Raw genomic sequence first — 24,882 nt, 5'->3', positions numbered from 1 at the left:
AACATGAGAGGGGTCTTATGTATATGAGCAAGAAGCTAACCGTATTTTTATTAGCGCTTACATTATTACTAAGTGTTGTACCAAGTGCTTCGATATATGCGCAATCCAATGAAGACACCTTAGAGAACCCATTTATATGGGCTGATGTTCCAGACCTCGATGTGATCAGAGTAGGTGATGCTTATTATATGAGCAGCACAACCATGCATATGAACCCTGGCGTTCCTATTATGAAATCATATGATCTCAAAAACTGGGAAATCGTCAATTATGTTTACGATATGCTTGCTGATAATGATGAACAAGCACTTCGTAATGGAAAAGACAATTATGGGAAAGGTTCATGGGCAAGCAGCTTAAGATATCATAATGGCAAATATTACGTGGCATTTCCTTCCTATGATACCGGCAAAACCTATATCTATCAAACAACAGATATAGAGAAGGGGCCATGGACCCATTCAGAGCTTGATGGCGTTTATCATGATATGTCATTGCTGTTTGATGATGATGGACGTGTCTATATGGTTTATGGCGGTGGTGATATTAAAGCCATTGAACTGACTCCAGATGCAACCGCAATCAAAGCAGGCGGCCTTAATAAAGTCATTATTCCTAATGCAAGTCTAGTTGCAAGTACAGCGGAGAATGTCAATCTTCCTGCTGAAGGCACGCATATCCAAAAAATTAACGGTAAATATTACGTATTCAATATAACATGGCCTAAGAATTCTGGTCGTGTAGAAATCATGCATCGAGCAGACAGAATTGATGGTGTATATGAAGGCAAAGTTGCCTTAAACAATGCTGGTATTGCACAAGGCGGTATGATTGATACCGTTGATGGCAAATGGTATGCAATGTTGTTTGGAGACCGTGGCTCAGTCGGACGTATACCTTACCTAGTGCCAGTTACATGGAATGATGGTTGGCCCGTATTCGGCATTAACGGAACGGTTCCACAAAGTATGGCGATTCCCGTTCGTGGTGTAGCATCTAAGAACAATTTGGTAGCTTCTGATGAATTCTATCAAAGCTCCCAAAAAATTGGGGCTTCGCATACCGTTATTAATACAACTTCAACTACAGCACCTACAGTGACAACACCTGTGACACCACTGCCTATAAATGAGGGAACAGAACTTTTGATAAACGGTGGGATGGAAATCGGGTTAACACCGTGGGAGAAGCATGATACTGCAACGGTTGCGGTAACAACGGATGAGCATTTTAGCGGAACCAATAGTTTATATATTAGCGGCAGGGGAGCTACTGGTGCTGGTGTGCAACAATTTGTTACTGGAAAAATAAAAGCGGGGGCTATCTATAAATTTTCCGCGAAAGTGAAATATAACTCAGGTCCTGCTACGAAGCAGTTTAATCTCGATTTCCAAGATGGAGATTGGACGACGATCAAGATTCTTGGATCAGGCGTCATGACCAAAGGTGAATGGGGCACAATTGAAGGCACCTATACGGTTCCCGCGGATGCAACCTTCACTCAACCGCGTATATTTATTGAGACAATTTGGACAGCAGCACAAGATCCCACGAATGATTTAATGAATTTCTATGTCGATGATATTTCTTTCGTGGATGTTACACCTGATGGGAATCTTTTAACAAATGGTAAAATGGAAAAGGGCCTAACCCCATGGGAGAAACATGATACTGCAACGGTTGTGGTATCCACTGCAGAACACTTTAGCGGAACCAATAGTTTATTTATTAGTGGAAGGACAGCGACTGGAGCTGGTGTGCAACAGTCTGTAACTGGAAAAGTAACAGCTGGCAGTAAATATAAGTTTTCTGCCAAAGTGAAATATAACTCAGGTCCTGCTACGAGAGCATTTAATTTCGATATCCAAGATGGAGATTGGACGACGATCAAGATTCTTGGATCAGGCGTCATGACCAAAGGTGTGTGGGGCACAATTGAAGGCACCTATACAGTTCCTGACAATGCTGTTTTTAATCAACCGCGTATATTTATTGAAACTTCCTGGACAGCAGCGCAAGATCCGACGAATGATCTAATGGATTTCTATGTCGATGATATTTCCTTAATAGACGCAACGCCCGCTGGCGGTTTGGATAAAGCGAAGAACGGGGAATACGATTACAATGGGTCTAATCTTGGATTAGTATGGCAATGGAATCATAATCCCGATAATAACCGCTGGTCCCTTACGGAGCGTCCTGGCTATCTAAGACTTACTACCGGAAGAAAGAGTACAAGTCTTCTTGATGCCAGAAATACACTGACTCAGAGAACATTTGGTCCAGAAAGCTCAGGAAATGTTGCACTGGATATCAGCAAGATGAAGGATGGCGATTATGCTGGGCTCGCTGCATTCCAAAAGGAGTACGGGTTTGTAGGGGTGAAAATGATGGGGACTTCGAAATCCATTGTTATGGTGGATGGCAGTTCTGGAACGCCAGTTGAAAAAGCTAGTATTCCTGTCACTCAGGATAACGTATATTTTAAAATTGATTTTGACTATAAAAATCAGACAGATAAGGCTTATTTCTATTACAGCCTTAACGGCTTTACGTGGACTGCGATAGGGAATACGCTGCAAATGCATTATACATTGCCTCATTTTATGGGCTATCGTTTCGGTTTATTCAACTATGCAACGAAAACAACAGGCGGTATTGTTGATTTTGACTATTTTAGAATAGATGATAAATTGACAGGCACGAATTCGTCTGCAACAGTACTTCAAGCAAATTTAGCCAATGTACCGAATGTAATTGGAGTTCAGAATATCGAGCTGCAAGTTCCAGTCCAAATGAATGCCTTACCGAATGGGAATTATTCAGCAATCTCAGCTTCCTTAAATATACCGAAGGAGCTCACTGTAACGGGGGTAGACTTTAATACGGCTAATATTGTTGGAGATACTTCCTATACGTTTGCCAACAATCAATTGCTTTTAAATGTAACTGGAAATACCGTAAACTTTGCAAACAATCAATCTTCTGATGTGTTCGCAACAATTAAGCTAAAGGTTAATGGTTTTGTCCCTGCTGATCAAACCGTTCAGATTAAGACGGATTACATCAAAGTTGATGGTGGAAATGTTCGATACAATGTTAACAATACCGTATCAAACATTGGATTAAAGCAACTGCCTACAAATGCATATGCCAAGATTCCAGGGTATGCGAACCCGCTTATGAGTCATAAATTAGGAGCAGATCCGTTTGCTATGGTTTATGACGGCAGAGTATATATTTATATGTCAAGTGACGATTATGAGTATGATGCAAATGGAAAAATCAAAGATAATTCATTTAGCAATTTGAATAGAATATTTGTGATATCATCAGCTGATATGGTCAACTGGACAGATCATGGTGCAATCCCGGTAGCTGGAAAGAATAATGTGAATAATGGCGCGGGTGTTGCCAAATGGGCAGATCTATCTTGGGCGCCAGCAGCAGCGCATAAGAAAATTAATGGTGTAGATAAATTCTTCCTTTATTTCGCAAATGGTGCTAGTGGAATTGGTGTGCTCACTGCGGATAGTCCGATTGGTCCGTGGACTGACCCGCTTGGCCAAGCGTTGATCACTAGTAACAGCCCTGGAGTTCCAGGTGTAGCATGGCTATTTGACCCAGCCGTATTGGTTGATGATGATGGAACTGGTTATCTCTATTTTGGTGGGGGGATACCAGGAGATCCGAATCCAACCCCAGAGCAAATTGCACATCCGAAAACGGCTAGAGTAGTGAAGTTAGCTGATGATATGATTCATATGGCAGGGGCAGCTGTTACAATTGATGCGCCTTATATGTTTGAGGATTCAGGTATTCACAAATACAATGGCAAATATTATTACTCTTATTGCTCTAATTTCTCTGGTACACACCCGGATGGAACACCTCCTCCAGGAGAAATTGCTTACATGGTAAGTGATAGTCCGATGGGTCCGTTTACTTACGTTTCACCGATTTTGAAAAACCCGTCTGTATTCTTTGGCGTTGGCGGTAATAACCATCATGCGATCTTTGAATTTAATGATCAGTGGTATGTGGTTTACCATGCTCAAACGGTTAGTAAAGCTGTCGTAGGAGATGGCAAAGGATATCGTTCTCCTCATATTAATAAGGTTGAGTATTACGATAACGGATTAATTAAGGATATTAAGGGGGATATGAAAGGTGTATCCCAGATAGCAAATCTTGACCCGTATTCGCGAGTTGAGGCGGAAACGATTGCTTGGAACGCAGGTATACTTACTGAGGTGAGCACAGCGCCAGGTAACCCGCTAGCAAGCCTTAACCTTGATGTTACAGATATCAATAATGGAGACTGGCTTGCTGTGTCAAACGCAGACTTCGGTGACAAAGGAGCAGCTTCATTTGAAGCGAACATGGCATCCACAGTAGGCGGCAAAGTAGAAATACGTCTGGATAGTCCGATTGGTAAAGTGATTGGTACCCTTGATGTCGCTCCAACAGGTGGAGATCAAGTATGGCAGCTGCTGAAAACGGATGTGGAGAATGTCAAAGGTATTCATAATATCTTCTTCATGTTCTCTGGATCAGGAAGTAAGTTATTTAATATAGACTATTGGACATTCAACGTGAAGGCACCAGGGCCTGTGGTCATTCCGTTAGAATCAGTCCATATCATAGGGGGAGCCCAATCGGTTACGGTGAATGATCAATTGACTTTTAACTCCATGATCAATCCATCTAGCGTAACGGGGGCAACTTATCTATGGGAAGTTAGTGGCGGTATTAGCATCATAGGAGACAACAGCAAGGATTCGGTAACAATCAAAGGAACCAATGCGGTGACAGGTACACTTAAATTAACAGTTCTTGCGGGGGGGACGGAGAAGAAAGCCGAAACGACGATTACGGTATCTCCATCGAGCGTCGACCCTGTAGATTATTTACAATCAGTCACTATCACAGGCGGATCGCAATCGGTTACAGTTAATGATCAATTAACCTTTAACTCCATGATCAATCCATCTAGTGTAACGGGTGCAACTTATCTATGGGAAGCAAGTGGTGGTATTAACATTGTAGGTGAAAGCAACCAAGTTACGGTTACAATCAGAGGAGTTTCTGCCGGTACGGGAACGCTTAAATTAACAGTCAATGCCGGAGGCACGGAAAAGACTGCCGAAACGACGATTACGGTGTCTCCATCGAGCGTCGACCCTGTCAATCCTTTACAATCAGTCACTATCACAGGTGGATCGCAGTCGGTTACAGTGAATGATCAAATAACTTTTAACTCCATGATCAATCCAACTAGTGTAACGGGTGCAACGTATCTATGGGAAGCAACTGGTAGTATTAGCATTGTAGGCGACAGCAACCAAGATAAAGTTACAATTAAAGGAGTATCTGCCGGTACGGGAACGCTTAAATTAACAGTCAGCGCCGGAAGCACGAAGAAGACAGCCGCAACGATTATTACGGTAAGTCCTTTAAGTAGTGGTGGTGATGACAATCACAGTGGTAACAACGGTGGTAGCAGTACTACAACAACACCAGATTCTAGCCGAAAAGAGGCAGACATTCTAGTAAATGGTAAGGAAGAGAGTGTAGGAAGTACAGCTGAAACCCAAGTTAATGGCCAAACGGTCACGACTATTACAATCGACCAGTTGAAATTGGTTCAATTGCTCGCAGCAGTAGGGGAGAAGGCTAACATTACTATGCGAGTTGCTAACAATTCCGATATTGTGATTGGGCAACTGAACGCTCAGATGGTCAAAAACTTGCAAGAAAATAAAGCTATACTGGAGATTAAAACAGATCGTGCAACGTATACCCTGCCTTCACAACTGATCGATATTCCCGCGATCTCTGGTCAAGTCGGCGATTCAGTGGCTTTGCAAGACATTACGATACAAATTAAAATCTCGAAGCCAACAGCAGATATGGTTAAAGTGGCGGAGAATGCGGCAGGCAAAGATCAGTTTACGCTTGTTGCGCCGCCGATCGACTTTACAGTTGGAGCTACATACGGCGGCAAGATCATCGATCTATCTAAATTCAACGCCTATGTGAAACGTACGATTGCCATTCCTGATGGCGTAGATCCGAATAAAATTACAACAGCAGTTGTTATAGAGCCAGATGGAACTGTTCGTCATGTACCAACTAAACTTGTCATCATAGACGGCAAGTATTTTGCAGAGGTTAGCAGTTTAACGAACAGTACGTACTCTCTGATTTGGCATCCATTATCATTCTCTGATGTCTCGACGCACTGGGCAAAAGATGCTGTGAACAATTTAGGATCAAGAATGATCATTAGTGGGATTGGCAACGACCTATTTAATCCCGACGCAGATATTACTCGTGCCGAGTTTGCTGCCATCATAGTTCGAGGATTGGGCTTGAAGTTGGAGAATAGAACACCGAACTTCTCCGATGTAAAGGCTGCGGATTGGTATAGTAGTGCAATCATGACGGCTCAATCCAGCCATCTTATTGACGGTTTCGAGGATGGCACCTTCCGTCCTGGAGACAAGATTACAAGAGAGCAGGCCATGATTATTATTGCTAAAGCAATGGAGGTCACCGGTTTGAAAGCGAAACTCACAAACCATAATGCCGCTGATGTATTACGTGCTTACACAGATGCAACCGAAAGTGCACCTTGGGCAATGAGTGGCATTGCTGATAGCATCCAAGCGGGCATTGTAAGTGGAAGAGACGAAGCTACGCTTGCACCGAAAGCTTATATTACAAGAGCTGAGGTTGCTAAGTTGGTACAACTGTTGTTACGGAAATCTGATTTGCTTTCATGATCACATAAACTAATATTGCGCCCTATCCCTTAATCATTGCTTCCGAGCAAGGGATAGGGCAAATAATTGCACTAAGATGAAAGTACTTACTTTATTAGGGGAGGGATCTATTTATGTTGGAAATGGAAAATATCAAAAAAAAGCATCAATATACCGTATCAGTCAAAGTTGATAATAGTAACGCGAAAGGGCTTCTTCTCAAGATGAAGGAAAAGCTGATAAGTGAAAACGAGCTGTCCTCGGAAAACGGTCTCTCTTTTACTGCGTATGCTTGTATACAAGAGAATATCCTTGTAATCGCCGCCGATCAGATACAGTGCTGACTCGAACGGCTGAAGATGAAATGATCTGATCGATCAACAGAGAAGTAAATCAAAAAAAGTCATCTTTGCAAAAAAAACTGCAATGATGACTATTTTTTCTTTTTCTTAAATCGTATGTTTAATTGTACGAAGAACGCCATAGATGCCATTCTCCATTTCGCGCGGCATGAACTTAATGGTTATGGCTTCCTTACCTGCAGTTAATGAATCAGGAAGGACGAAGATTCGCTCGTAGAACATCCGCTTCCATTCTTTCGTGAACATCTCGGTGGCTAATAGCTCTCCGTCAATAAAGATGTCACAGCTTCTATTCGTGTGAAGTTGGTTAAAGGTCACGGCTAACGCAGCTCCAGGCTGAACCATCATCTGATAGCTGAACCACCCACCGGCTGCCGCCATTCTTCCGTTCAATCCTTCCCATGTACCGCCGTATGTTCGTTCTCCCTGTACCTGATGTTCTAATTCGTATTGGTCATTTCCAATTTGTATGGCATCAAGGGCAGCCTCTCTCAGATTCCGTTCCCGTTCCGCTTTCTCCACATGCTTCTTCAGCTCTTCAGACCCAACGTCTAGTAGGCTCCAGTAGATGCCGTATCTTTCATGATGTTGCTTATAGTGCGGTGTAAAGACAAGCCGCTCATCTTCATCTGTATGCTTAAGCGCAAACGCCAAATCTTCGCCTAGACGAATCACATGCTCATCGAAACGGCGAAGCCATTCCTCGACACTCATTCCTTGCGGGACGATATAATCTTTGAGGATCATTCGCCTGGTCGCAACGCTGACGATAACACCGGTTTTCGATTCGACCATATCTTCGGTGCCAAGTGCTGCGCTTAGAACAACCGGGCCATATTGGAGCCCAATGACATGAGGCGAGTCAGGCAGGCGGGAATAGGCAACCTTCATCGGAATTCGCAGCCCAATTGTATCGCCATCCTGCCAAATCCGGTTAATAATCGCATAGCCCCGCTGCATGACAGGTGAAACACCTTCTCCGTTAACTGTCATTTCAATCGCTTCTGCCGCCCAATAAGGGACACGAATGTGCAAGCCAAGCTGCTTTGGCTCCATCGTTTCGACTGTTAGATGAACCATATCGGTTTGGGGGAGTAAGGTGGACTGCGTAATCGTCACATGTTGCTCCTGCCACAGCAGCTTCGAGCTTACGAACTGATTGACATATAGCTGGTTATCGGCATAGAAATAGATACTATCATTAAGTTTGGTGAAACTTTCCATCCCCGTACCGGTGCAGCACCAGAAATGTTCGAACGGGGAGCTGTAGACTTTGAAATATCCGGTTGCCATGGGCTGAAAATACATCGTCATGCCGGTGTCCGGATTTTGGGATGACAAGATGGCGTTCAGATAGGTTCGCTCGTAAAAATCAGCATATTTGATATCTTGCGTAAGTTTGAACAGCTCTTTGGTCAGTTTCAACATATTATAGCTATTGCATGTCTCGCAGGTGACATCGGAACGTTTGCTGTCCAGCTCATCAGGTTCGCCGAAATGCTCGCATTCACTGTTACCGCCCGTGATGTAGTTATGATGGTAAACAACGGTATCCCAGAAGTTAACGGCCGCTTCAAAGTAGCTGCGTTCGCTTTCCCCAAGTGTCAAATACCGGTTCAATGCTCCGATAAACTTCGGAATCATCGTATTGGCATGTTTGCCCTTCAGTACATCTCTTCTCTCCCGAAGCGCATCGAACAGGCTGACCTCATCGAACCGATGGGAGGCCTCAAGATGGCGGCTGTTTCCTGTCAGCTTGTAAAGATCGTACAGGCAATCGTTCATGCCGCCATATTCCACAGCCAGCACGGTAGTTTGGACTTCGTCTGTCCATGCGAGGGCGCGGTTCGCCACCCAATCGCCCAGACGGTTCACGACATGAAATGCTTGCCGCAGCTTTGTAGCATGATAGACGGCAATCAGGCCTGCAATAATTTTGTGCAGGGTATACCATGGCACCCAAGCGGGCTTGCGATTCTCTACATTGTCAAACAACGTTTCGGGAAAAGCGGATAGATAACCGCTATCCTGTTGGCATTGGGCTAATTCTGCAACAAGGTATTCGATTCTTGCGAGCATATCCTTATCTTTTGTTTGCGAATAAGCTTGTGAGACAGCAGTCAAATAGTGGCCTAACGTATGGCCCCGAATTTCAGTGTTCTCCCACCCGGGGTATTTTTCTGCTTTCGGCTGCAAGCCCTTTGTTTCGCGGAAGCCGGCAAGTAGGCGGTCTGCTTCGTAGCTGGTCAAATAGTTCCATTCTTTCTTACATGCATTAGTAAGAATATCGTCCGATAATTGGACTTGATTAAGCCCGAAATGCCTTAAAGTGGTAGGGTTGGTGAGTGCTTTCAAAACGATCATCCTCTCGCAATGGTAATAAAAGCTTATTACGAGTGCGCAATTCAAGTAAATAGCATAAGGTTTGATTATGTGTCAAAAGGGAAGTTGTTTTGTACGCATTCTTTAACTTCTGCCTATTTTATTCTAAGATTAATAGTGAGAAAGGATGAAGGCTTATGACCTACTACAGCTTCCGTGTTGATACACCCGTATCTCTCGTTATGACCGGCAAATTCGTTGCTCCCTCTCCAGAGTGGAAGCATATGTACCGTGTATTATCGGAATTCGAACTTTTTATTCAAACAAGTGGCACGTTGTATATAGAGATGGACAAGGAACGGTATGTCCTGAATGAAGGAGACTTCCTGCTCATGCCGCCACAAGCCGTGCAATACGGTTATCAAGAATCGGACTGTAGCTTCTACTGGCTTCATTTTAATGTTCAAGAAGGCTATGAGACGTTACATAGCGACTCGGTGTACGAGCCCTCCGTATTAACGATTCCCGAAAAGGGGACACTTCGAAATCCCGATATGCTGATTGTGATGATGAAGCAGCTTCAGGATTCCATCCGCAGCTACAGGGAACAAACGTTGAACAACTATTTGACGACAAGTATTCTATGTGAATTGGTTAATCAGTTGTTTCTTGCCCACCAATCTGGGAAGAATCGCAAGCAGCAGCTGTATAACGACATCGTGGATTATGTGAAGTGGAACCGGAATGAGAATATGAAAGTGAACCAGCTAGCTGAGTATTTCGGCTATAATGCCAAGCATTTATCCTTTTTGTTCTCAGAAATTGCGGGAATCTCCATTAAGCAATTTATGTTGCAAGAGAAGATGGATGCCGCAAAAACGCTATTGGTGGATACGAATCAAAGTATAAAGGAAATATCTCACCACTTGGGTTACTCGGAAAGTCAACAATTTACGCATAGCTTTAAGAAAATCACAGGCCTTACACCAACCGATTACCGCAATGCATACGCCAATCGGTTGTTATTTTTTAAGTGACATCGGCAGCTGGCTGGCAAGCTTTATTTCAGGGGCTACCGGTGATTTTTTCTGAATTCTCTAGGTGTAGGCAAGCACTAATTAGCGTTTATGTTATTACCTAAAGACTGCTGAGGGAGTGGTTAAGTGACTGTAATTTCTAGGGGGAATATCTTTATTATGTGAATTGTAAGCGTATTCTTGATGCGTATAATAAATAGTGTAAGCAAACAAATGATTAACTTATACAAACATGTAAGATCATGGAGACAATAAGGGAGGATTAGAAAAATGGTTAAGCAAATAAAACGACCTGTTATAGCAGCAATGGTACCTGTTCTGGCTCTAGGATTAACACTGACAGGCTGCAGCGACTCGAAGGATGCGGCAAGCAGCACTACTTCGCCTAGCGGTAGTCAGACAACGCCTGCGTCAACGCAGAGCAATGCAATTAAACCAGTCACTTTGTCCTTATTCATTGATAGTCCCTATCAACAGCCGACTCCTGACAACAAGATATACAAGATGATTAAAGATAAGACAGGGGTTAGCCTTAAAATGGAATTCTTGGTCGGTGACCTACAGCAGAAGCTGGGCGTCATGATTGCCGGAGGCGATTATGCGGATATTATGACAGGGAACGATAAGCTAATTGCGGCGGGTGCTTTTGTACCCCTCGAGGATTTGATTGATAAGTATGCACCGAATTTGAAGAAGCATTACGCAGGTGTGTGGAATCAGATGAAGGATCCTGCTAGCGGTCACATTTTCGCGCTTCCAAACTACAACGTGTTTAGTGGTCAATTTAACGAAACAGCTTATGAAGGCCCAGGCTTTTATCTTCAAAAGGATGTCCTGAAGGAAATGGGGTATCCAACGCCTAAAACGTTGGATGAGTATTTCGATATCATTGCCAAATACAAAGCCAAACATCCGGACATGATCGGGTTCGAGACGTTAAACTTTGACTGGAGAAACTTCCCGCTGCTTAATCCACCTGAGCATTTAGCTGGTCACCCAAATGACGGCGGAGTTATCGTCGAGAACGGGAAAGCGCAAATCTTTGCGGATAAGGACATCGCCAAGACATACTACAAGAAGCTGAATGAGATCAATGCGCAAGGCCTAATGGATAGGGAAGCTCTCGTGCAGAACTACGATCAATACTTGGCGAAAATTGCTAGCGGCCGTGTCATTGGGATGTTTGACCAACACTGGAATTTCGGTGATGGTGAACGCTCGCTGATTTCACAAAACAAAATAGGCAGTACCTACGTCGGGTTCCCGCTCGTATACCCAGGCGCCAAAGAGTACTATCGTGACCGTCCAGTATTGAACATCAACCGTGGATACGGGATATCGACGAAAGCCAAGGATCCGGTTCAAATCATCAAATTCCTCGACTCACTAATGACCGAAGATTGGCAGAAGACACTCCAATGGGGTATTCAAGGCGAGGACTATTTGGTGAAGGATGGCAAGTTCGCTCGCACCCCTGAACAGCGCAGCAAAGCGGACGATAATACATGGAAACTTGCTAATAAAGCAGAAGCGTTCTTCGCTAATTTACCTAAGATGCAAGGGACATATAGTGACGGGAATGCAACCGATCCAGGAACACAGCCACAGGAATTCTATGATAGCTTGAAGCCGCAGGATCAAGAAGTATTGAAAGCCTACAACCATAAGACATGGGCAGAGTTCTTCAAAACACCAGCGGAGAATCCTATCTATTATCCAGCGTGGAGCATTGACCTGATGGATGGTTCTCCAGCCAAAGTAGCCAATACGAAGCTGAATGACCTTGCCGTCAAATATTTGCCGAAAGCCATAATGGCCAAACAAGAAGACTTTGAAGGTGTATGGAAAGAGTATGTGGATCAGATTTCCAAAAGTAATTTCAAAGCTTACGAAGATCGTATCAATGATCAAATCAATTGGCGTATTCAGAACTGGAGCAGTAAATAAAAGGATAGAATGTGTCGTAGAGTGGGGAAGATTTAGGTCTTCTCCGCTGTACTTCCAAGGAGGAAATGTCGATGGCCGAGACCATACTGTCTAAAAAATCAAAGAAAAATCAAAGAATTGATCCGGAAATCGGCGTCGGTTTCAGTTGGAAAACGATAAAAAACCAGAAACAGTTGATTCTGATGTCGTTTCCCATCGTGATTTATATTCTGATCTTCAATTATGTGCCGATATGGGGATGGCTGATGGCGTTCCAGAATTATCGCCCGGCTTTGAAATTTTCCAATCAACAGTGGGTAGGGCTGAAGCATTTTAAATTTCTATTTCAAGATGACACGTTCTTGACGGTGCTTCGCAACACGCTTGCTATGAGTGTAATTAATTTGGTTCTAGGCTTTGCAACAGCCATACTATTAGCTCTTTTGCTGAATGAGATCAAAGTTCGATTTTGGAAGCGTTCTATCCAAACGATATCGTATCTGCCTCACTTTCTGTCGTGGATTATTGCTGCGGGTATTGTAGCGACTTCACTATCCGTTGATGATGGAATCGTTAATCAGTTGCTGATGAAGATGCACATCATTACAGAGCCTATCATGTGGCTTAGCGAGGGGAAGTATTTTTGGGGGATTGTGGGCTTGTCTAATGTGTGGAAAGAAGTGGGATGGAATACAATCATTTACCTTGCAGCCATCACAACGATCGATCCATCACTGTATGAGTCTGCCGGAATCGACGGTGCCAACCGTTACCAGAAGATTCTGCATGTTACACTACCTGGGATCAAGTCCACTTTTATTATTCTATTAATTATGAACGTTGGGCACATCCTAGATGCAGGCTTTGAGATTCAATACTTGCTCGGCAATGGGTTGATCGTCGACTGGTCGCAAACGATTGATATTTTCGTTCTAAAGTACGGAATTTCTCTAGGAAACTATTCACTGGCAACTGCGGCAGGTATTTTCAAAACAGTTGTTAGCATAATCCTTATTCTGATTGCAAATTCTACCGCCAAGCGTCTTGGTGAAGAGCGGTTAATATAAAGGAGAGATGATGATGGGGACAACGACTGTTCGCAGAACACGGATTGAGCCGATTCTGTTCCATACGATTAACGGTATCTTCATGCTCGTTCTTGCTGTAGTTACGCTTTATCCTTTCCTTCACACCTTAACGATTTCATTCAATGAAGGCAATGATGCGCTTCGTGGGGGCGTTTATTTATGGCCGCGTTCCTGGTCTTTGCAAAACTATAAGGCGATTTTCATTTCCGGTACGATCTATCATGCGGCTTGGATTTCTGTAGCACGTACAATTACAACAACCGTACTAGGTGTGTTTCTCACCTCCATGCTTGCCTATACACTAGCACAGCCCCAATATATTTTCCGTAAAATAATAGGTTTAATATTTGTGTTGACGATGTATTTTAATGCGGGGCTAATTCCTAATTACTTTCTGATTAAAAGCTTGGGATTGTTAAACAACTTCTGGGTATATGTTTTTCCAGGGCTGGTAAGTGCGTTTAATCTGATTGTGATTCGGACGTATATTCGTACCCTCCCGTCGGGATTGGTTGAATCTGCGAAGATAGACGGAGCAGGCGATTTTACCATATTTGTACGAATTATTCTCCCGCTGTGTACGCCTGTTCTAGCGACCATCGCCCTGTTTATTGCAGTTGGCTCTTGGAATTCGTGGTTCGATACGTTCCTGTATGCTTCATCCGAATTGAAGCTGAGCACACTTCAGTACGAAATGATGAAGCTGCTTGGATCTACGATGAACAGCAACAATGATCCCGGTTTGATGGCTGGGGCCAACACGAATCAAACAAAGGCCATGGTTACGCCTGCTTCCATACGTGCGGCGATCACAATTGTAGCGGCGGTTCCTATTCTATTCGTGTATCCCTTCCTACAGAAGTATTTCATCGTCGGAATGAATCTTGGAAGTGTCAAAGAGTAAGCAGTAGCAAACTATGATGATAATCATTTTCCGTTTCAGCTCGGAGCTGGGACGGTTTTTGCTTTATTTAAACGCATCCTATCCTTTATAATAGCCATATCGACTCCCTGAAATGAGGTGTTTCCCATGTTAAGGGTCATGTTTGCTGATGACGAGCCCTACATGCTAGAGGGACTGCGGTTAATGATTGATTGGCATAAGTTAGGCTTTGAAGTATGCGGGGAAGCGTTGGATGGCGAAGACGCATTAGCCATGATGGCGTCGACACGGCCTCATTTGGTGCTGACGGATGTTCGTATGCCTGTCATAGATGGATTGAAACTGATTGAACTAGCTGCCACTCTACACCCTGAGGCGGAATTTATTATCTTGAGTGGATACGCAGATTTCGAATACGCCAAAAGAGCTATGCGTCATGGTGTGGCTAATTATTTGATGAAACCTTTAAATGAAGGGGAGCTTATTGCTGCAGTGGAAGCGGTTTCAAATACGATTCAAGCGCGTGAAACTCACAATCAGTACGAAAGTGCTGCCTTGGATCGTTTACGATTGGAAACGATTTCAAAACTGATGCAGGGAGAAATCGGACAGAAATGGATGGATCAGGCGAACGCCTTGTTGAATCTTCTTGAAAGTTCCAGCATTCGCTGCATCTTACTTGAACCTGACGTTCAGGCTCAGGTCCAATTGAATCTGAAGCAGGTTATTGAGGATATGATCAAGCTTCCTCAAGCGACATTGTTTCCATTTGGCGTTGGCAAAGAACGACAAGGTTTCTTGCTGGTCTCGGGGCCAGAGGAGCCTGATCTTGCTCCCGCAATAATTATAGAGTTAGTTGCTAGTGTCCGAAATAACTGGGGCAGTTCGCTCTCGTTTTCAGTAAGCGGCGAACACAAGGGACCGCTTGCGTTAAAAGAAGCATTCCATGAGGGACTTATGGCCGAAATGTGCAAGTTCCCTTCTGGAACTGAAGGGGTTTACTTCTATCAAGGAGAGTGGTCAGCAGAGCTGCCTGCCTTTGTTGGAATGACGGAATCCATCCTAGCTGCCGTCGGGAGTGGGTGTCCAGAAACGGTGCGAGCTCACGTGCACCACCTATTCATTGCCCTTTCGAGGCAGTCCGTTTCCGGATCTTGGGTGAGTGCTTATTTAGGCAACATTAAGCTTGAAATTCTTAAGGTTGTTACCCAATCTGGAGGTGAAGATGTGTTGGCGCCTAATTGGTTTTCTTCATACGTGCCAACAGATCTGGGTCTCTTGGAACGCAAGGTCTTGCAGGAATTCCTGCAAGCTGCAGAGTGGATTGGCCAGAAGAAAGGCATAGGGCCAGATGAAGTCATATCTGCTGCGGAAGACTACGTCAAATCACATTACAGCGAAAAGCTGCAACTCCAGCATGTTGCAGAGCATTTTCGGCTGAATCCGGCCTACTTTGGCCAGAGGTTCAAGAAACAAGTCGGCCTCACCTTTAATGAATATTTACATGTCGTAAGAATTGACGAGGCCAAAAAATTACTTCGTCGTGAAGAACTGAAAATATCTGATGTCGCCGATCGTGTCGGCTACTCGGATTCCGAACAGTTCGTAACCAAGTTCAAGGCGCTTACCGGCCTGTTACCTTCTGCCTACAAAAAGGGCTAATCTACGACTGACAAGGAGAACGAATATGAGCCGGAGATGGAATCTGCTACGTATAGTCAATGATATTCCGCTGAAATTCAAGTTTTTGATCATTTACTTGATGTGTGTGCTGCTACCCATTTTGTGTATAAACAGTTTATTTTATCTGCAGGATAGCAGGAATACGGAACGTAGAGTGATGGACAACTTGCGAATTTCCTTGGATCGAGTCGGCAATGAAATCATGCAAATGGTGAACGAAGGTGTGGTGATCGGCAACGCCGTATCCGCTGACCGTATCTTTAATGAAATGCTCGAATATACGTACTCGGATAATGTTGCCTACTACGAAGAATACGATAGTTACCTCCGAGACAAATTAGGACAGTATCCGAATATTTATCCTTACATCTCATGGATTGGCGTATACACCTCGAACCCAACACTATCCAATGGTGGAAGCTACTTTATGTTTAAGTCCAATGATTTGAAGAGTGAATGGTATCAGAAGATGAACGAAAACAAAGATAAGGTCACAGTGACCTCTTATTTGGATACGAATCCCATGAATCCCGAGGAGAAAATGGTATATGTCAGCATCATTCGAAAGCTGGACAATTTCCCTGACCTCATGAAATTCTCTAAATATCTGCGTATCGATATTCGAATGGATAAGCTGCTGGAGCTATTTGATAAAGAACACAATTACTTGCTAATCAAGCTAGTGGATGAGGAAAATCGGCTTGTTCTGGAATCGGCAGGTAAGTTTAAAAGTGCTGACCCTTTGCTGCCGACCCTGCCTGTCTCAAAGGAATTTCAGTTGACAGGCTTACCTGAGAAGAGCTTCATCATTCCTCTCGGTACGGCCAGTTACGTGTTTAATTGGCGACTAGTCGGGGTACCAGAGGGGAGTCGAATCGCAGAGGAAAGGAAAGGGGTTATCCACTTTTTTACCTGGCTGACACTCATCTCTACGATCATTCCGACGATATTGATTTATATCATTATGCATTCCTTTAATTTCCGGGTAAGAAAGCTCTCCAAGCATATGAATTTGTTGAAAAATGAAAGGTTTGAACCCATCACGATGTATGAAGGGAAAGATGAGATTGGCAATCTTCTTCGCAGCTTTAATCTGATGACAGGGAAAATACGCAATTTAATCAATGACGTTTATAAGCTCGAAATACAAAAAAAAGATTTGGAGCTCGAACGCGTGCAGGCAGAGTTGAAATATTTGCAAAGTCAGGTAGATCCTCACTTCTTGTTTAATACATTAAACGCGATTCTCGTCGTCTGTAAGAAATATCGCTATGAGCATGTGACGGAAATTATTCAAAACTTGTCTCAGCTTCTGAGAAGACTGCTAAGCTGGAAAGAGGATTTGGTGACGGTAGAAGAAGAGTTAAACTTTACTGCCATGTACCTCCAAATCGAGAAGTTCCGATTCCAAGATCGGTTTCATTATGAATTGTCCATTGACGAATCTGTTCTGTCATATCGAATCCCGAAGATGAGTATTCAATCGCTCGTTGAGAACTCTTGCAAGCATGGGCTTCAATCGGTCAAAGGGAATCGCAGAATTCGGATATCTGTAGAGAGAGCAGAGATGAACATGCTCATGAAGGTCGAAGATAACGGAATCGGAATGAACAATGAGAAGCTGGATGAGATTGTTCAGAGTCTATTTAAGGGAGAAGACAACGGCAAGAACATCGGACTTCGCAATGTGTACCGCCGCTTAAATCTGTTTTACGCGGAACGTTCTCTATTCCATATTGAAAGTGTTCCCTTCGAGAAGACAAGTGTTACCATACAAATCCCTCTGAGTTTAATCAAGATCCAGGAGGAGGCCCGTGGACATGTATAAGGTTATTTTTGCTGATGACGAGCCTTTCGCCTTGGAAGGAATAAAGCTTATGGTCGAGTGGGAAGAGCTTGGTTTTGAAGTTGTGGGAATGTGCGAGAATGGCGAAGAAGCATTAGCCTGCATTGAAGCCTGTAAGCCTGATCTTGTGGTGACCGATATTCGGATGCCGGTAATTGACGGCTTAGAATTGATCGATCAGGTGCAAAAGGCTGGCAGCGATCCGGTATTCATCATCTTAAGCGGCTACAATGATTTCGAATATGCGCGCTCCGCCCTGAGGTATGGGGTTAAGCATTATTTGCTTAAGCCGGCTTTGGATAGGGAGTGGGAGGCTGTCATTCAACTAGTTATTCAGGAGCTGCAGCACCGAGAAGAGCAAAAGGTGCGAAATGACCTTGTTGCTAATCGTCTTGTTCCGACTTTGCTTGCTCAGATGCTTCGGGGGGAAATTTCGGCAGCAGACGGGAACGTTGGGGAGATACTAGATCCCTTGGCACAAGGAGATCAAGGCTGGAGGTATATTCATGTCGAATGGCTTGGTAGCCCAGAACAGGAGCTGGATGCCCGTTACTTCCTTTCGCGGAAAGCTTATGCAATTGACTTGTTTGGGAGTCAGGACGGCCTTGTCATGGAGTCATTCCCCGAGATCGAGAAATGGGCCCAACAAGTATACGAAGATCTACGCGAGCAAGGTATCGAATGCTGCTTGTCGATAGGTCCGCGGGTGGACTCCCTTCGTCATATTGCAGATTCGTATGCAGGTTCTTTAGAGACTTCGGTGCATCATTTCTTTCATGTATCCGGTGGTCCTCTCGATTACGAAACGATCCATCACAAGCACATCAACTACGATCTCAATGCGGTTTCTACCGTAGACGACATTCACATTGCGATTGAGGCGCTTCAGGAGAAACGAGTTGGGGAGCTGATTAAACAAATGTTTGTGATGATATCTGATAATAAAACGGCTCGGGAGGTCGTCCATTTGTTGGTCATCCGCATTATTCTGAAGAGTGCAGCCGTCATGCGGGAGATGGGCATCGATTCAGAAGAGCTGCCTCGTATTCGCGATTTTTTAAGAAAGGAGCATCGGTGCTTAAGAGAAGTAGAACAATCCCTGCAGGATTATATGCAGCATTATTTGAGCCAGTTGAAGCAGCATAAAGACAAATTCTCGGGCCATCCCCTTCGGGTCATTGAGCGTTATATTCAAGAACATTATCGGGAAACGTTAACAATTAAAGAGATCGGAGAAAGGTTCTTCATGAACCCGGTTTACTTAGGCCAAGCGTTCATGAAACGGTGCGGCGTAGGCATGATTGAGTATATTCATGACCTGCGCATTCATGAGGCGAAGCGAATGCTGTGCGAATCGGATGCAACGATTCGCGTGATTTCGGAGCAGATTGGATATGCTAACTATCATCATTTCCTCAAAGAGTTTGAGAAACGTGTATCCGACAAGCCAGCCGTGTATAGACAATTATGCAAAACCTAACAGAATAGGGGGGAGAGATCTTTAATCTGTGAATGGTAAGTGCATTCAGATTCTATATCATATAACATAGAAGGCCTGTTTAAACAGGGGATGATGAGGAGGTTTGCCAATATCTATGAACAACAAGGTACCGAACCTGCACGAGGCTTATAATGGCATATTCAGAATCGGGGCTGCGGTTAGCACGAAGACCATCCGATCCGAGGGGGACTTCATCGCCCGGCATTACAACAGCATTACCGCGGAGAACCAGATGAAGTTCGAGGAGATCCATCCAGAGGAAGAGCGGTATACGTTTGAGGCGGCGGATGAAATAATGAATTTCGCCTTGCAGAACGGAATTGCCGTTCGGGGGCATACGATGGTCTGGCATAATCAAACCTCCGATTGGGTATTTGAAGGCCCTTCTGGCGGTCCTGCCGACAAAGAATTGGTACTCTTGCGGATGCAGGAGCATATCCGTACGGTTGCCAGTCGTTATAAAGGCAAGGTTTATGCGTGGGACGTGGTTAATGAAGCAATCGAAGACAAGGCGGACTTGGTGATGCGAAGTACCAAATGGCTGGATATTCTCGGGGAGGACTATATCCGCCATGCCTTCGAGGCAGCACATGAAGCCGATCCGAATGCGCTTCTATTCTATAACGACTACAACGAGACAGAGCCAGTCAAACGGGATAAGATTTATAATCTCGTCCGTTCATTGAAGGAGAAGGGGGTTCCTATCCACGGGATCGGCATGCAGGGACATTGGAATATCTATGGTCCTTCCTTGGATGAAATACGGCAAGCGATCGAGCTTTACGCATCCCTCGATCTGGAGCTTCACATCACCGAGTTAGATCTTTCCATGTTTCAATTTGAGGACAGGCGGACCGATCTGTTGGTACCCACTGAGCAGATGGTGGAGCTGCAGGAGCAGCGGTACGAGGATATCTTCAGGCTATTTAAGGAATATCGAGAAATCATTACGTCGGTAACTTTCTGGGGAGCGGCTGACAACTATACTTGGTTGGACAACTTCCCAGTTCGCGGCAGAAAGAACTGGCCGTTCCTATTCGATAGGGAATTACAGCCTAAAAAAGCATTCTGGCGCATAATCGGATAAGCAAACTGAGTTGGCAATTGAGAAGGTTGCTGTGGAGGATTTATAAAGGGTTATTTGCTTCGTGTGCAGATCCTCCCTGTTCTAGTAACGGGGAGAGCAAAAATAGTCAAGAGAAACATATAGAAATTTACTATACTTACTTTGAAACTAAAGAATAATATCTGAATAAAAGGCGGGAGTAAGGATGGAGTTTAAAGAAATAATAAAGGATTCATTTGTTATAGTAGGTTATAGTGCGGCAGGAAAATGGAGTGATGGTATAGATTATCCAATTCCAGGATTATGGGCGAAAGCGTATAAGTTTATTTCTGAAAACAATGCAGATAAAATTGTAGGAGTGTGCCTCCCCCCAAGAAGTAACCATTACTTTTATACCTGTGGAATTGAGATAGAGGCTGTCGATTACGACACAGTTGAAAAAGGAATGACTTTACATACCTTTCCCAAACAAAAATATGTTGTATTCAAACATTTTGGTCCTTCTAATGAAATTCCAAATACTTATGGGGAGCTATGGAAGGTATTTGACAGGGGAGGGTATAAAATAAAAGTAGGAATGCCTGAAATTGAAATCGTAAAATCTAATATGTTTGGAAAAGAAGAAACTGCTGAATATGAGATGGAAATTTGGTTGCCTGTGCAATAAGTAGATACGTGGGTGTCATTTCTTCCAATTTTCTACAAAATGATCTACCGCTGCCTGCTCAATTGCGAGCCCTTCCGTGTAACGCTCCATAAACAAGGCAAAGCCATTCACATCTGCGCTGTCAGGATAAACCTCTTGTCCTTTTGCATCATTGAACACTTTAGTGGTAAGGTAATCAGCCAAGCCCTCGTGCTGCTCCTTATTAACCATATATGAAGCCAAAATTGCCATCCCCCATGCGCCGCCCTCACCAGCCGTTGACATGACCGAGACAGGAACATTCAGTGCTGCGGCACACATTTTTTGACCGACTAGCGGCGTTTTGAACAATCCGCCATGCGCCAAAATACGGTCAATCGTTACATTCTCCTTTTGTGTCAAAATATCCATCCCGAGCCTTAGTGCAGCAAACGCGGTAAACAGATGTACTCTCATAAAATTAGCCAGATTGAAGCGGCTTTCTGGAGAACGAACGAACAGCGGACGACCTTTTGAAAGCCCGGTAATGTTCTCGCCTGAATAGTAGCCGTAGCTTAGCAATCCGCCGCCATCAGCGTCTGCTACCAGCGCTTTGTTGAACAGGGCGCTGAATAACTGGTTCATATCGGGTTTCAGCCCCATTGCTTCATAAAATTCGCGGAACAAGCCCACCCATGCATTAATATCACTGGAGCAGTTATTAGCAAGAACCATGCCGACAGGGCTGCCATCAGGTGTAGTCACGATGTCAATCTCAGGGTACACGGATATATCTTTATCCAGTACAATCATGGCAAAAATCGACGTACCTACGGAAATGTTGCCGGTACCCTTTTTGACACTATTCGTAGCGACCATGCCTGTTCCGGCATCGCCTTCTGGAGGGCATAGCGGAATACCTGCTTGCAGGCTGCCTGATGGATCTAATAGTCGGGCACCAGCTTCATTGAGATATCCAGCATGTTCACCAGCAATATACACTTTAGGTAAAATATCTTTAAGATTCCACGGGTAGTCTTTATCGGCAATTAATTCGGCAAACTCCTTGACCATATCTTCACTATATTGCTGAGTAGATTTATCGATTGGGAACATACCCGAGGCGTCCCCCATCCCAAGAGCCTTGCTGCCAGTCAACAGCCAATGAATGTAACCCGACAAGGTTGTAATATAACCTATGTTAGTGACATGCTCTTCATCGTTTAAAATCGCTTGATACAAATGTGCTATGCTCCAGCGCTCTGGAATTTTAAATCGGAATTTCTCGGTTAGCTCCGATGCAGCAGTACCCGTTGTGGCATTGCGCCATGTACGGAACGGAACCAACAGCTCCCCTGCTTGATCAAGTGCAATATAGCCCTGCATCATGGCAGAACATCCGATTGATCCGATTTTTTGCAATGTTATGCCATAATTATTCTCAACCTCTTGCTTTAATTCGTGATAGGCTTCTTGCAACCCGTTAATCACTTCATTGAGATCGTAGGTCCAATAACCGTCGATCAATTGATTTTCCCACTCATAGCTGCTGGAACTGATTGTTTCAAAATTGTAGTCAATCAGTACAGCCTTGATTCGTGTAGATCCAAATTCGATGCCAAGCGAGGTTTCTCCCTTGATTATTGCTTGTTTAATAGTTTGATCCATGATGGCTATACTCCTCCTTTAGAATGTTCGAGTATAAATTTTGGTTATCATGGTGTGATGATAGCACTTGTAACTTAGTTTGTAAATTAAACAAACAAAGTATATTTATATGTTTTATTAATGAATTAGAAGAAATGAAGTGTCCTAGTCACCTACAGGAATGTTAAGGACAGGATAACGCATTGAATAACAACTCCTATATTTTACCATATCATGGTACAATATTTTTAATCTTATGATTATTAAGGAGTGTGAAAAATGTGAGTATTATTTTAAGTAAAGTAGGAGCCATTTTTATTCCAGTGAGTAATATTAGAGAGGCAAGGGAATGGTATTGCTCTATTCTTGGACTGGAGCCTATGTTTGATATTATTGCGGGACATCTTTGTTGTATACCATTGGTTAATAATGGATTAAACCTTGTTTTAGACAGCAAAATTCACCATGAGGATTCATACTTTAGAACTCCTATCGTCCATTTTAACACTGATGATATACATAAGGCTTACCAATTCATGAAAGACCGTAAAGTTGAACTTGTTACCGATATAGAGAATGGGCATTGGTTCAATTTTAAAGATCCAGATGGAAATATGTTGATGATTTGCAAATGCTAGAGCCAATATTGCATACGAAAAGGAAAGGGCAGGTCGAATGCATTCATTCGTCTGCTTTCTTTCCTCATGGTCCTGCTTGTCGGGAAATGTGAACGCACGCAAAATTAAGGTGCTATTTTCTGCAAGTTGTTCTAAAACGTTATCACGCATCTTTATTAAAGGGGGGATAGATCTTTAATCTATTTATTTTGTAATCGCATACAAGGTCTCATAATAAAGTAGCAAGACAAAATCAAATTCATAAAGGTGAAGCGAAAATGGGGGGGAGGGCACGAAAAAGAAGTTATTGGTATCCATGCCGCTTGCATTTACCGCAATGAAAAGTAAATGAACAACTAAAATAAATAAAATGGAGGAGCACATGTATGCACAATTTACCGAAACCTCATCACCCGCTTGTCACCCATATCTTTACTGCTGATCCTTCGGCACACGTATTTGAGGGGAAAATTTACATCTACCCGTCACACGATCTTGATCATGACGGCACCGATAATGACAATGGGGATCAATATGCAATGGAAGATTATCATGTTCTATCCATGGATGGCTTCGAGTCCCCCGTTATCGACCATGGCCAAGTCCTTCATCTAAAAGATATTCCCTGGGCTTCCAAACAACTCTGGGCTCCTGATGCTGCTTTTAAGGCCGGAACCTATTTCTTGTACTTTCCTGCCCGGGATCATGATGGGATTTTTCGAATCGGTGTGGCGACAAGCACTTCGCCGGCTGGTCCTTTTCTTCCTCAACCGTCTTATATCGAGGAAAGCTTCAGTATCGACCCAGCCGTGCTTATTGATGACGACCATCGGGCTTACATTTATTTCGGCGGTCTTTGGGGTGGTCAATTGGAAAAATGGCAGACCAATACTTTCGAGCAGGAAGCGGTGGGACCGGCGGCGGAGGCGCCTGCGATTGGCCCTCGGGTCGCTCTGCTGAGCGAGGACATGCTGTCATTTCAAACCGCTCCTCTAGAAATTTCGATTGTTGACGAAAACGGCAGCCCGATTCTCGCTGGAGATGAGGATAGGCGCTATTTTGAAGGACCGTGGGTACACAAATATAACGGATGGTACTACTTGTCCTACTCCACGGGCACCACCCATAAATTAGTATACGCCGTCAGCCGGAATCCGTTGGGACCGTATACCTTCAAGGGCACGATCTTAACTCCGGTTATAGGCTGGACAACGCATCACTCCATTGTCCAGTTCGAAGACAAATGGTACTTATTTTACCACGACAGTTCTTTATCCGAAGGCGTTAACCACAAGCGCTGCGTTAAATATACGGAGTTACACTATAACGAAGATGGAACGATTCGGACGATCAATCCTTATTAACGAAAAAAAATTTGGCCTTGGCCCTTAAAAACTGCGGGCGGGACATCTTGTTCTCCGCCTGCAATTGGGGAGCCGACAACGTATTACCTAAGTTGTAGAATGAAATCGGAATAAATTTGTAAGCGATTGCAGAAAGAGGAGGATGTTT

15 protein-coding genes are annotated in these 24,882 nt (G+C 43.9%); 13 read left to right on the top strand and 2 right to left on the bottom strand.

The genetic code is table 11. The features are described from left to right. The first annotated feature begins 23 nt into the window (after positions 1–23). Together HQN90_RS38690 and HQN90_RS12465 are read left to right on the top strand one after the other, a co-directional pair. A complete protein-coding gene (locus HQN90_RS38690; protein WP_246362246.1) occupies positions 24–6,788 on the top strand; it encodes a family 43 glycosylhydrolase in 6,765 nt (2,254 codons plus the stop codon). Between the two features lie 113 nt (positions 6,789–6,901). Continuing rightward, entirely contained in the window at positions 6,902–7,111 is a 210-nt protein-coding gene (locus HQN90_RS12465; protein ID WP_173218635.1) for a hypothetical protein, read from the top strand. Positions 7,112–7,216: 105 nt separating this feature from the next. Here HQN90_RS12465 and HQN90_RS12460 read toward each other — a convergent pair whose 3' ends face one another. Next, the gene (locus HQN90_RS12460; RefSeq protein WP_173218634.1) at positions 7,217–9,493 is read right to left on the bottom strand and encodes a glycoside hydrolase family 127 protein; all 2,277 of its coding nucleotides are present in this window, start codon (positions 9,491–9,493) and stop codon (positions 7,217–7,219) included. A 155-nt stretch (positions 9,494–9,648) separates the two neighbouring features. On the opposite strand from HQN90_RS12460, the gene HQN90_RS12455 reads away from it, so the two are divergent. The 9 genes from HQN90_RS12455 (at position 9,649) to HQN90_RS12415 (ending at position 21,148) form a co-directional block, all read left to right on the top strand. Then, entirely contained in the window at positions 9,649–10,488 is an 840-nt protein-coding gene (locus HQN90_RS12455; protein WP_173218633.1) for a helix-turn-helix domain-containing protein, read from the top strand. Between the two features lie 270 nt (positions 10,489–10,758). Further along, positions 10,759–12,435 carry a type 2 periplasmic-binding domain-containing protein gene (locus tag HQN90_RS12450; protein WP_173218631.1) on the top strand — a complete coding sequence of 559 codons (1,677 nt, stop codon included), beginning with the start codon at positions 10,759–10,761 and terminating at the stop codon, positions 12,433–12,435. Positions 12,436–12,506: 71 nt separating this feature from the next. Further along, on the top strand, positions 12,507–13,481 hold the full coding sequence (locus HQN90_RS12445; RefSeq protein ID WP_173218630.1) for an ABC transporter permease: 975 nt from the start codon (positions 12,507–12,509) through the stop codon (positions 13,479–13,481). A 13-nt stretch (positions 13,482–13,494) separates the two neighbouring features. After that, positions 13,495–14,406: a carbohydrate ABC transporter permease gene (locus HQN90_RS12440; protein WP_173218629.1), complete on the top strand. Its 912-nt coding sequence runs from the start codon at positions 13,495–13,497 to the stop codon at positions 14,404–14,406. A 126-nt stretch (positions 14,407–14,532) separates the two neighbouring features. Further along, positions 14,533–16,047 (top strand): response regulator transcription factor, encoded by a 1,515-nt coding sequence (locus tag HQN90_RS12435; RefSeq protein WP_173218628.1) that lies wholly within the window; start codon positions 14,533–14,535, stop codon positions 16,045–16,047. Positions 16,048–16,072: 25 nt separating this feature from the next. Beyond that, positions 16,073–17,896 (top strand): sensor histidine kinase, encoded by a 1,824-nt coding sequence (locus HQN90_RS12430; protein ID WP_173218627.1) that lies wholly within the window; start codon positions 16,073–16,075, stop codon positions 17,894–17,896. Beyond that, a complete protein-coding gene (locus HQN90_RS12425; protein WP_173218626.1) occupies positions 17,889–19,394 on the top strand; it encodes a response regulator transcription factor in 1,506 nt (501 codons plus the stop codon). Before HQN90_RS12430 ends, HQN90_RS12425 begins: the two co-directional genes overlap by 8 nt. Positions 19,395–19,509: 115 nt before the next feature. Then, on the top strand, positions 19,510–20,502 hold the full coding sequence (locus HQN90_RS12420; protein WP_173218625.1) for an endo-1,4-beta-xylanase: 993 nt from the start codon (positions 19,510–19,512) through the stop codon (positions 20,500–20,502). A gap of 184 nt (positions 20,503–20,686) precedes the next feature. Then, positions 20,687–21,148 carry a GyrI-like domain-containing protein gene (locus tag HQN90_RS12415; protein WP_173218623.1) on the top strand — a complete coding sequence of 154 codons (462 nt, stop codon included), beginning with the start codon at positions 20,687–20,689 and terminating at the stop codon, positions 21,146–21,148. Positions 21,149–21,163: 15 nt separating this feature from the next. Here HQN90_RS12415 and HQN90_RS12410 read toward each other — a convergent pair whose 3' ends face one another. Next, entirely contained in the window at positions 21,164–22,774 is a 1,611-nt protein-coding gene (locus HQN90_RS12410; protein WP_173218621.1) for a xylulokinase, read from the bottom strand. 260 nt (positions 22,775–23,034) lie between these two features. On the opposite strand from HQN90_RS12410, the gene HQN90_RS12405 reads away from it, so the two are divergent. Continuing rightward, positions 23,035–23,391, top strand: coding sequence for a VOC family protein (locus HQN90_RS12405; protein WP_173218619.1), 357 nt, complete (start codon positions 23,035–23,037; stop codon positions 23,389–23,391). A 365-nt stretch (positions 23,392–23,756) separates the two neighbouring features. Then, positions 23,757–24,734, top strand: a complete 978-nt coding sequence (locus tag HQN90_RS12400; RefSeq protein ID WP_173218617.1) for a glycoside hydrolase family 43 protein — start codon at positions 23,757–23,759, stop codon at positions 24,732–24,734. The last annotated feature ends 148 nt before the right edge of the window (positions 24,735–24,882 follow it).

Source organism: Paenibacillus alba (assembly GCF_013204855.1).
GTDB classification, from domain to species: domain Bacteria; phylum Bacillota; class Bacilli; order Paenibacillales; family NBRC-103111; genus Paenibacillus_E; species Paenibacillus_E alba.
Note: the sequence above shows the minus strand (reverse complement) of the source record. Positions and strands in the feature narration are given on the sequence as shown.